General features: G+C 65.9%; 9 protein-coding genes and 1 pseudogene. 5 read left to right on the top strand and 5 right to left on the bottom strand.

Annotation, left to right across the window (positions count from 1 at the left end; all coding sequences use genetic code 11):
* The 3 genes and pseudogenes from A3764_RS05690 to A3764_RS05700 all read left to right on the top strand — a co-directional run.
* Positions 1-197, top strand: a pseudogene (locus tag A3764_RS05690) (methylenetetrahydrofolate reductase); the annotation flags it as partial.
* 14 nt (positions 198-211) lie between these two features.
* Positions 212-1,291, top strand: a complete 1,080-nt coding sequence (locus A3764_RS05695) for a methyltetrahydrofolate cobalamin methyltransferase (protein ID WP_067920815.1) — start codon at positions 212-214, stop codon at positions 1,289-1,291.
* Positions 1,292-1,421: 130 nt separating this feature from the next.
* A complete protein-coding gene (locus A3764_RS05700; protein WP_067951311.1) occupies positions 1,422-3,623 on the top strand; it encodes a CHASE2 domain-containing protein in 2,202 nt (733 codons plus the stop codon).
* 64 nt (positions 3,624-3,687) lie between these two features.
* On the opposite strand, the gene A3764_RS05705 is transcribed toward A3764_RS05700, so the two are convergent.
* The 4 genes from A3764_RS05705 to A3764_RS05720 form a co-directional block, all read right to left on the bottom strand.
* Positions 3,688-4,485 (bottom strand): FecR family protein, encoded by a 798-nt coding sequence (locus tag A3764_RS05705; protein ID WP_082850876.1) that lies wholly within the window; start codon positions 4,483-4,485, stop codon positions 3,688-3,690.
* 2 nt (positions 4,486-4,487) lie between these two features.
* Positions 4,488-5,678: a tetratricopeptide repeat protein gene (locus tag A3764_RS05710; protein ID WP_067920179.1), complete on the bottom strand. Its 1,191-nt coding sequence runs from the start codon at positions 5,676-5,678 to the stop codon at positions 4,488-4,490.
* Between the two features lie 114 nt (positions 5,679-5,792).
* Positions 5,793-6,671, bottom strand: a complete 879-nt coding sequence (locus A3764_RS05715) for an NAD(P)-dependent oxidoreductase (RefSeq protein ID WP_067920186.1) — start codon at positions 6,669-6,671, stop codon at positions 5,793-5,795.
* Positions 6,672-6,833: 162 nt separating this feature from the next.
* Positions 6,834-7,118, bottom strand: a complete 285-nt coding sequence (locus A3764_RS05720) for a DUF2312 domain-containing protein (RefSeq protein WP_067920177.1) — start codon at positions 7,116-7,118, stop codon at positions 6,834-6,836.
* Between the two features lie 118 nt (positions 7,119-7,236).
* On the opposite strand from A3764_RS05720, the gene A3764_RS05725 reads away from it, so the two are divergent.
* Positions 7,237-7,461, top strand: coding sequence for a hypothetical protein (locus tag A3764_RS05725; RefSeq protein WP_067920175.1), 225 nt, complete (start codon positions 7,237-7,239; stop codon positions 7,459-7,461).
* Positions 7,462-7,560: 99 nt separating this feature from the next.
* Positions 7,561-7,989 (top strand): TIGR01244 family sulfur transferase, encoded by a 429-nt coding sequence (locus A3764_RS05730; protein ID WP_067920173.1) that lies wholly within the window; start codon positions 7,561-7,563, stop codon positions 7,987-7,989.
* Between the two features lie 26 nt (positions 7,990-8,015).
* On the opposite strand, the gene A3764_RS05735 is transcribed toward A3764_RS05730, so the two are convergent.
* A partial coding sequence (locus A3764_RS05735; RefSeq protein WP_236628059.1) for a sensor histidine kinase occupies positions 8,016-9,543 on the bottom strand: 1,528 nt, incomplete at its 5' end.

The raw sequence follows: 9,543 nt of genomic DNA on the forward strand, positions 1-9,543 counted from the left end.
GTGCGATGGACGTGACCAAGCTGCTGTTGCCTTACGAGCCGACAGATGTGATCAACGAGCTGGCGGCCTACAAGGCCGAGAACCCGGATTTCAACATCACGCACGTCCACTTCTTTCCGCTGGGCGGCATCAAGACCAACGCCAACTGGGCCATGGAAAACGGCGGTCGCTCCGCCGCCCCGGCCAACGCATCCTGAAGGACTGACCGCACATGACAAGAACCGTCGTCGAATCCAAAACGAAAACCGCGATCATCGGTTTCGACCAGCCCTTTTGCGTGATCGGCGAACGGATCAACCCGACGGGCCGCAAGATCCTGTCCGAAGAACTGGAACGCGGCGATTTCAGCCGCGTGGAATCCGATGCCATCGCCCAGGTCGCGGCGGGGGCCACCGTGCTCGACGTGAACTCCGGTGCGGTCTTTTCCAACAAGATGGCCGAAGACCCCCGCTATGCGGACAACAACTTCGTCGAACCGACATTGATGCCCGAACTGATCAAGGTCGTCCAATCGGTCGTCGATGTGCCGATCTGCATCGACAGCTCCGTTCCCGGCGCGCTTGAGGCGGGGCTCGAAGCCTGCGAAGGCCGCCCGCTGCTCAACTCCGTCACCGGAGAGGAAGAGCGGCTCGAACTCGTCCTGCCGCTGGTCAAGAAATACAATGTGCCGGTCGTGGCGATCTCCAACGACGACACGGGCATCTCCGAAGACCCGGACGTGCGCTTCGCCGTGGCCAAGAAGATCGTGGAGCGTGCGGCGGATTTCGGCATTCCCGCCCATGACATCGTCGTCGATCCGCTGGTCATGCCGATCGGCGCCATGGCCACGGCCGGTCATCAGGTCTTTACCCTCGTGCGCCGCCTGCGCGAGGAACTGGGCGTCAACACGACCTGCGGTGCTTCGAACATCTCCTTCGGGCTGCCCAACCGCCACGGGATCAACAATGCTTTCCTGCCCATGGCCATGGGGGCGGGGATGACCAGCGCCATCATGAATCCGGTAGCTGTCCCGCTCAACGCCGCCAAGATCGCCGAAAAACGCGCCGAGGTGGAAGCCGCCGGTGTCGTTCTGCCCGAAGGCATGGACGATGAAACCTTCCTTCAGCTGTTCAACTTCGGCTCCACCAAGCCGAAGGCCGGCAAGGAGATGGAGGCCATCCGCGCCGCCAACTTCCTGTTCGACCGCGACCCCCATGGGACAGAGTGGATCAAGTTCAACAAGGTGGCGCCGAAGGCCGGCCACGAAGGCCGGGGCCGCGCAGGCCGCACAGGCGGACGCCGCCGCGCCTGACGCCGAGGCGGCCAACGGAGCGGTCCAATACCGCGCAATGGCCGCCCCGAACACCATTCGCCGGGCAGTTTTTTCTTGCCATGCAGGGACTTGCCCGTTGAAATACCCCCGGTAAAACACGGGGGTCCATGTGCCGCGACTGACAATCTGGCTGACAGGCCTCGCCGTGACGCTTGCCATGGCATTGCTGCTGATCATGGCACCGCCCTTCGTGAAGACGCTGCGCAACGCGGTCTTTGACAGCTACCAGCGCGCCGCCCCCCGCACCCGCGACCCCGCTGCCCCCGTTCATGTGGTGGATATCGACGAAGCTTCGCTGCGCGAGTTGGGTCAATGGCCTTGGCCGCGCACCTTCGTGGCGGAACTGACGGACCGTCTCTTTGCCTCGGGCGCCGTGGCCGTGGGCTTCGATATCCTTTTCACCGAACCTGACCGCACCTCGCCCGATGCGGTGCTGCGCAACATGCAACGCTTCGCGCGCGGCACGGCGCGGCTTCCTGCCGATCTTGCCGGGCAGAACAACGACGAGAACCTCGCCGCCGCCATCGCCGGTCGCCCGGTCGTCCTCGCCCTAGCCGGGGCGCCGCGCGGCGAGGTGCCCGCGCCCAAGGCGGGTATCTCCTTCACCGGGGCGCGGCCCGACAGCGCGGTCACCTCCTATCCCGGCGCGCTCGCTCCCTTGCCTGTACTCACTGATGCGGCAGCGGGCCTCGGCGTGATCAGCCTTGGTGCGGGAAACGACGGCATTTCGCGCGGGGTGCCCATGGTCGCGCGCATGGGCGACCGGCTGATGCCGTCGCTGGCGGCGGAGCTTTTGCGCGTGGCCCAGGGGGCGCGCAGCCATATCCTAAAGACCAGCGAAGCCTCGGGCGAGGTTTCGGGCGGCACGGCCCGCGTGGTGGCCATGCGCACGGGCGGTGCGGAATACCCGCTCGACGGCAACGGCGAGCTTCGGCTGCATTTCACCGAAGAGACCGAGAACCGGATGACCCCCGCCCATCTGGTGCTGAACGATACCGCCCTGCCCGGCCTGCAACCGGCCATCGCCGGGCGGATCATCCTTGTCGGCTCAAGCGCGCAGGGTCTTTTCGACCTGCGCCGGACACCCCTGTCGGCGAGCGTGCCGGGCGTGTTGCTGCAGGCCGATGTTCTCGAACAGGTGCTGGCGCAAACCTTCCTGACACGGCCTGACTGGATGCCGGGGTTAGAGCTGGTGCTGCTGCTTCTGGCCGGGCTCACCGTTACGTTCCTCTGCACGAAGGACAAGCCGATGGCGGCGCTCATCGGGCTCGCCGTCCTCGGCATTGCGGCGGCCCTTGGCGGGTGGCAGGCCTTTGCGCGGGCGGGTCTGCTGTTCGATCCGTCGCTGATCGTGATCACCGGTTTCGCGACGCTCCTGCCCGGCTCGGCATTGGGGCTCATCGGCAAGGAGCGGATGCGCGCCAAGATACGCAGCCGCTTTGCCTATTTCGTGCCCGGCACGCTGGTGGATGAAATCGCCGCCGATCCGGGCCATGCCCTGACCCCCAACGGTGCCTCGCGCGAGATGACGGTAATGTTCGTCGACATGCGGCGGTTTTCCACGGTGACGGAAAAGATGTCGCCCGAAGACGTCGTGCGCCTGCTCAACCGCTACCTCGGTGCGGTCTCGGACGCGATGATGGAACATGGGGCCACGATCGACAAATATATCGGCGATGCAATCATGGCCTTCTGGAACGCCCCCCTCCCGCAGGCGGACCACAGGGCGCGCGCGCTTGCCACGATCTTCGCCATCGAGGACCACGTGGCGGAAGCCAACGCGCTGCTGGAGGCCGAAGGCCTGCCTGCTGTCGGCATCGGGTTGGGGATCAACACGGGGCAGGCTTTCGTCGGGCTCATGGGCTCGCGCGACCGGCTGTCCTATACCTGCGTGGGCGACAGCGTGACCCAGGCCGCACGGTTCGAAGGGCTGACCCGGCTCTATGGTACGATCAATTGCGTGGGGGCCGATACCGTGGCCGCCCTGCCCGACGACATGCGCAGCGTGATGCTGGACAAGGTGGTGGTAAAGGGCCGCAAGGAACCCGTCGCCCTGCATACGGTCTACAAGGCTGAAAACACGGAATTTCACGCCGCTGCCAAAAGCTTCGAGGACGCGCGCAACGCCTATCTCGCCCGGGAATGGGACCGCGCGTTGGAGCATCTGGCCGCCCTCTCCGCCCGGCAGGTCACAGGGTTCGAGACCGACAGGCTTGCCGATCTATATCGGGAGCGTATCGCGGTCCTGCGGAATACCGATCTGCCCCCGGAGTGGGACGGCACATTCGTGGCGGACAGCAAGCGGGGCTGAACGGAAAACCGGCGCGACATGTATCGCGCCGGTGCATAGCGACTGAGCAGTCGCCGAAAACGTTCTAGAACAGCGGGCCGCTGATGACGGGCGTTGATTCCGAGCCGAAGATGTTCCCGATACGGGTGCCGAAGATATCCGTATTCTCGTTGCCGGTGGCTCCGCGTGCGCCTTGCGTCGAAAGCGGCGCGTCCCCCGGCTCCACCGCTGTGCGCACACCGGCGGGCACCGAACGGCGCGCGAGCGTCGTCGGCGGGGTCCCGTCTATCCGCGTCAGCGCGGTGGAGAGGTATTGCTGCGACACCTGGCCCGAATAGCCTGCCTCCGTCAGAACGCCGCCCGGGCGGTTGGTGCAGCTGCGCCCTGTCCCGGTGGTGATGCACATTTGCTGGCCCATCAGGAACACGGCGATGGTGCGCCCGTTGATAAAGCTGACCAGCGCGGAGGATCCGCGAATACCCAGCGTCGCCGTGGGCGTGGTGATGGTGGCCTCCTGCGCCTCGCTGGTGGCGCCGCCCACGAACCGCAGGGCGCCTTGGGCCAGTTTGATGCCCATGGTGCCGCTGCCCCCGGCGGGGTCATAGACGAAGCGGTCCAGCACGATCAGGCTGGACGGTGCGACCGACAGGGTCGTCTGATCGTCGAAAAGCAGCTGGCCGCGCGCGGTGGCGGTCGTCGCGACCTCATCGTCCTGCACGACTCCCGCGCCGAGGCCAAGCTCCCGCGCGGCGTTCTGCCCCGGCGCGGTGGCGCGCATGTTGGGATCGAGAGAGGCGACCACTCCGATCTGCTGGGCGGTGGCACCATGCCCGGACAAAGATACCCAGAGCGCGGCGACAAGAGATGTAAGTTTAGGGGCCATCTTCAAAACTCCAGACCAACGGACAGGGACACGAGCGTTTCATCGACCTCCAAACCGGCGACATTGCTCGACCGGTCGAAATACTGAACCTGCGGCTCGACGTAGAAATCCTGCGTAAAATAGGCGCGCAGGGCGGCCCCGATCTGGCGCGTTTCGTCTTCACGGGTCGTTGCGAATTCTTCCTCGTCATATTGGACAAAGGCGCTCACCACCCAGTCGCGCGGGCCCAGGCGGGTGCGGAAGCTGTGCGCCATGTCCAGCCGCAGCGCCGCTTCGTCACTGTCAAAGGCGGGCTGGTCCATGTCATGGGTGCGCGCGAAAAGCGTCGCGCGCAGGCGGGTATCGTTGGACAGGGCCCAGACCGCGCCGATCCGTCCTTCGGCATAGCTACCGTCCACATCGGGGATGTTGTAGGTGATGCGCCCGCCCTCGGCGCCCGCGAAGATCGACCAATTGGCCGAGAGCGCATTGTCATAGACCGCCCCGAGGCCGAGCGATGTGCGGTCTTCCGTTATCTGGTCATCATCGACCGCGCGGAACGACAGATAGGGGCGCAGGGTCGGCCCGAAGCGATCCCCGTTGAGGCTGAAAATCGGGCCCGTGGTGATCCGACCGGAGGTCTGACCGAGCGGCGTGCCCGACCCGAATTCGGCAAGGTCGATACGGATGCCCGTAACCCAGTCACGGCGTGTCGCCCCCCCCATGTCGATCCGGTGCGTGAGTGAGAGCGTTCCCACCGTCCCCGTTTCGCCCAAGTCGGACAGATGCGCAGCACCGATTTCCACGTAGCCGGACAGGGACTGGCGCTGCCGCCGCTCGCGCGTGGCGTCACGGTAGGCCGCAGCTTCCTGCGCCTCCTGCGGGGTCAGCGCGCCAGACCGCTGGAGGATCGTGAAGTGATACTGCGCCACCTCGTAGGACCCCAGCGCGAAATAGGCCTGCGCCAGTTGCAACCGCGCATCCACGGAAGCGGGATCGCGGTCCAGCACCCGTTCCAGAACCGAAACCGCGGCTTCGTAGTCGCGCAGTTCGACGGACATTCTGGCATATTGCAAGGCCAGCGCGTCATTCGTAGGCGCGGCCTTCAATCGCAGGAACAGCGCGTCCCTTTCAGCGGGTGTCGCCGCATGGAGCGCCGTGACGGAAAGTGCAAGCGACAGGACAGATGCTGACGCGCGAAGGAATCTCTTCATAAAACAGACCTCTGAAAAACCACAGAGATCTGGCCACGGGTCGAACCGCTCTGTCAACTTTCGCGGTAGGGCAGCCCGCGAAAAACGAGAATGTGGCTTTTCTGTGACAAAGTCCTATCGCGTCAGCAGCCCGTTCAGGTCGAGCAGTTCCTCGAAGAGGCCCGAGTGGTCCCTTTCGGCCCCGTCGAGTTCCGACAGATAGCGCGCGTAGCGGTCCCGCGTCTGGCGCACTGTGGGCAAATCGAGTTCACCCGCTTCGGACAGGACGTTTTCCATATCCTTCAACTGCAACCGGGCCGGGCCGCCGGGGGTGAAGTCCCGCTGTTGCATCCGCGCTCCGTGAAGCTGCAGAACCGTGCTGTCCGCGAAACCGCCGCGCAGGGCTTCGCGCACGCCCGCGGGATCGGCCCCGCCGCGTTCCAGCAGCAGCGTCGCCTCCGCCACCGCGGCGATGGCGATCCCCACGATGGCCTGATTGGCGAGCTTGGCAAGCTGCCCTGCGCCCACCGGCCCCACCCGCGTCGGTCGGCCCATGGTGGCCAGCAGCGCGCGGGCCTTCTCGAAATCCTCCGGCGCGGCGCCGGCCATGATCGCGAGTGTTCCCGCCTCTGCGCCGCCCGGCCCGCCGGACACCGGCGCATCGATGAAGCCGACATCGATTCCCAAAAGCCGTTCGGCGGCGGCGCGCGCTTCGCCCGGGCGGGCGCTCGACATATCGATCCAGAGCGTTCCGGGGCGCAGCGCCTTTTGCAACGCCTCTTCTTCCAGCAGCGCCAGCAGCGCCTTGCCGTCCGACAGCATGCTGATGACGAAATCCGCCTGCTCGACCGCTTCGGCGGGGGTCTGCGCCGCCGAAATCCCCGCGTCCGCCAGCGCCCGCGCCTTCGCCGCCGTGCGGTTCCAGGCGGTCACCTGATAGCCCCCCGCCGCGATGTTCCGCGCCATCGGCGCGCCCATCAGCCCGGTGCCCAGAACGGCGATGTTCTGTGTCATGGCCGCGACCTCGTCAAAATGGTGGGTTGGGGTTTCTGCATCATTCGCTCCCTTCCGGATCGGTTTGCCCTGCCCCTGGCGGAGCAAGGGCTTTCTCCGGCACTATCTTGCTCAACGCGGCCCTGACCATGCGGCAACCCACACCGGCAGGCTCCCCGGACATCACATGCCGAGCGCTTCCTTGTACATCTCCAGCACCGCCTCTTCTTCGGCGATATCGTCCTTGTCGCGCTTGCGCAGGGCGATGACCTTGCGCAGGACCTTTGTGTCGTAACCGCGGGCCTTGGCTTCGGCCATGACTTCCTTTTGCTGTTCGGCAAGGTCCTTCTTTTCGGCATCCAGCCGTTCGATCCGTTCCACGAACTGGCGCAATTCATTCGCCGTCACGCGGTAGGTCGCATCGCCCGCATCCTCGATCACGTCGGGGTTGGTGGCCGTGTCGCTCATCTGTCGCTCCTGCTCTGGTGGTTGCGCCTGACTATCCAAGCGCCCGCTCCGTCGCAAGACGGACTTGCGGGGTGGCGGCATATCCTCTACCCCGCCCGCAAAGGGGAGATGCCACAGAATGCCGCTTTTCGAAATCCTCGTCTGGGTCGGGACGGCCCTGTCCCTTCTGGGTCTGGCCGGGTTGATCTGGTCCATCGTCAAGGTCGCGCGGGCCAAGCGCGCCGCACTGGACGATGCGCAGTTGCGGGCCGAGATCCGCGCAGCCCTGCCGCTGAACCTCGGCGCGCTGTTCCTGTCGGTGATCGGACTGATGATGGTGATCGTGGGCGTCTTCCTTTCCTGACCCATCGCAGCGCGCCGTCTGGCGGCAGTCCGCCGAAGCCGGTCCGTGCCCCTCTGCATAAGACTGGACAGTTGCCGGGCGACATCCTAATCCACTGCCATGGAAATGCGTCGCCTCACCCCCCGCTATTACGTCTCGCCGCAGATCGCGGCAGAGGACATGCCCGCCCTGCGTGACGCCGGCATCACCCGCATCCTGTGCAACCGCCCCGACGCCGAAGTGCCGCCGAGCCAGCAGGCCGCCGCCATCCGCGCCGCCGCGACGGAAGCGGGGATCGGTTTCGCCGAAGTTCCCCTCACCCATCAGACCATGGTGCCCGACGTCATTGCCCGCAATCGCGCCGAAGGGGTGGAAACTAATGAAACGGTGCTGGCCTATTGCGCATCGGGCACCCGGTCGACCATCGCTTGGGCGCTGGGTCAGGCGGGCCAACTGCCGGCAGACGATATCGTCGCATCGGCGCGGGCGGCAGGGTATGATCTGGAAAACCTGCGCCCCATGCTCGGCGCCTCCTTCACCGCGGACTGAGGCCCAGCCCGGACTGGCGCGGTGGGTTAGCCCACACGCTGCATATCCCCGACCCGCGCTTTCGGGGCCTCGGCCTGCCCTGCGGGCAGCCGCACGCGGAAGGCAGTGCCGTCGCCCCCCTCCACCAGATCGATATGCCCGCCCAGCCGCGTCATGATCTCGCGGCAGATCGAAAGCCCCAGCCCCGCGCCATCGCCCGCGTCGCCTGTGCGCATCAGGCGGGTGAACTTCTCGAACACCAGCGCGCGGTCCTGCGGGGCGATGCCCGCCCCGTTGTCGAGGAATATCACGTCGATCCAACCATCGTGCCGTGCTGTTGAAATCCGCAGCCGCGGCGCGGCGCTGACACAGTATTTCTGGGCATTAGTCACAAGGTTGATGAAAACCTGCGCGAGCCGGTCCGGATCGGTGAGAAACCCGAGGTTCTCCTCCGCCGGGTCGCGTTCAATGGTCAGGGGCCGCGTGGCGCCCGTCTGAGCGGTCGTGACCGCGTGATCCAGCACGTCGCCCAGGGTGCAGCGCGCCAGATTGAGCGTGACCTGCCCGTTTTCCAGCACCGACAGATCCAGCAGATCATCCAGCAGGCGGGTCAGGCGCAGCGCTTCGGTATGGATGATGGAGGCATAGCGCGTCTTGTCCTCAGCGCTCAGCCGGTCGGTATCGCGCAGGATCTCCGAAAAGGAGCGGATGGAGGTCATCGGGGTGCGCAGCTCGTGACTGATCTGGCTCAGGAAGTTGTCCTTTTGCAGCGAGAGTTGGGTCAGCTTCTCGTTCGCCGCGCGCAACTGGGCGGCGGTTTCAACCAGCTCCCGGCTCTTGGCTTCCAACTGGCTGGAATATTCGAGCATCTGCGCGGATTCGTCCGCCACCGCCAGCAGGTCCTGCACAGAAACCGAGGCGCCCCCCACGATCTGCGCCACCATGGCATGCGCCGTTGCGGCCCCCACGGCACCGGCCAGTTCACGCTCCAGCGCCTGAACGAAATCGGGCGTGGGCTCCGGCAGCGTGCCCGCGCCCCCCTGCCGCTGCGCCCAGTGCCGGAAAAAGACCTGAGCCTCCCGCGCGCCGAGGATCCGCTGCGCCATGATCATCAACTCCTCGCTTCCGGCCACGCTGGCGGTCCAGCTTCGGGTCGGGCGGGAATGGTCCAGCACGTTGACGAATTGCGCGCCCTGCAGCCGCTCCACCGGGTCGGGAAAGGTGAAGATCGACACCAGCCCGAAGACCAACGCATTGAGCGACAGGCTCCAGACCACCGCATGAACGGTCGGATCAAGCCCCTCGATCCCGAAAAGCGCCTGTGGCCGCAGCCACCCCAGCCCCAGCACGCCTTCTGCGAATATGCCCGCTGACAGCGCCACGCCTTCGCCGAAACTGGGCAACAGCATGGTGAACATCCACAGCGCGAAACCGGTGGCCAGACCGCTCAGCGCCCCGGCGCGCGTTGCCCCGCGCCAGAAAATGCCGCCCAGCAGCGCCGGCAAGAACTGTGCCACCCCGCCGAAGGAGATCAGACCGATCGCCGCCAGCGCGCCGCTGCCCCCCGAGGCCCGG

The organism is Sulfitobacter sp. HI0129 (assembly GCF_001635395.1).
In the GTDB taxonomy this organism is placed as follows: Bacteria; Pseudomonadota; Alphaproteobacteria; order Rhodobacterales; family Rhodobacteraceae; genus Sulfitobacter.

What these genes read in the sequence shown, in the direction of transcription:
- A3764_RS05695 (WP_067920815.1), top strand. Translation starts at nt 212, where the DNA reads ATGACAAGAACCGTCGTCGAATCCAAAACGAAAACCGCGATCATCGGT.
- A3764_RS05705 (WP_082850876.1), bottom strand. Translation starts at nt 4,485, where the DNA reads ATGGCCCCTAAACTTACATCTCTTGTCGCCGCGCTCTGGGTATCTTTG.
- A3764_RS05710 (WP_067920179.1), bottom strand. Translation starts at nt 5,678, where the DNA reads ATGAAGAGATTCCTTCGCGCGTCAGCATCTGTCCTGTCGCTTGCACTT.
- A3764_RS05715 (WP_067920186.1), bottom strand. Translation starts at nt 6,671, where the DNA reads ATGACACAGAACATCGCCGTTCTGGGCACCGGGCTGATGGGCGCGCCG.
- A3764_RS05720 (WP_067920177.1), bottom strand. Translation starts at nt 7,118, where the DNA reads ATGAGCGACACGGCCACCAACCCCGACGTGATCGAGGATGCGGGCGAT.
- A3764_RS05725 (WP_067920175.1), top strand. Translation starts at nt 7,237, where the DNA reads ATGCCGCTTTTCGAAATCCTCGTCTGGGTCGGGACGGCCCTGTCCCTT.
- A3764_RS05730 (WP_067920173.1), top strand. Translation starts at nt 7,561, where the DNA reads ATGGAAATGCGTCGCCTCACCCCCCGCTATTACGTCTCGCCGCAGATC.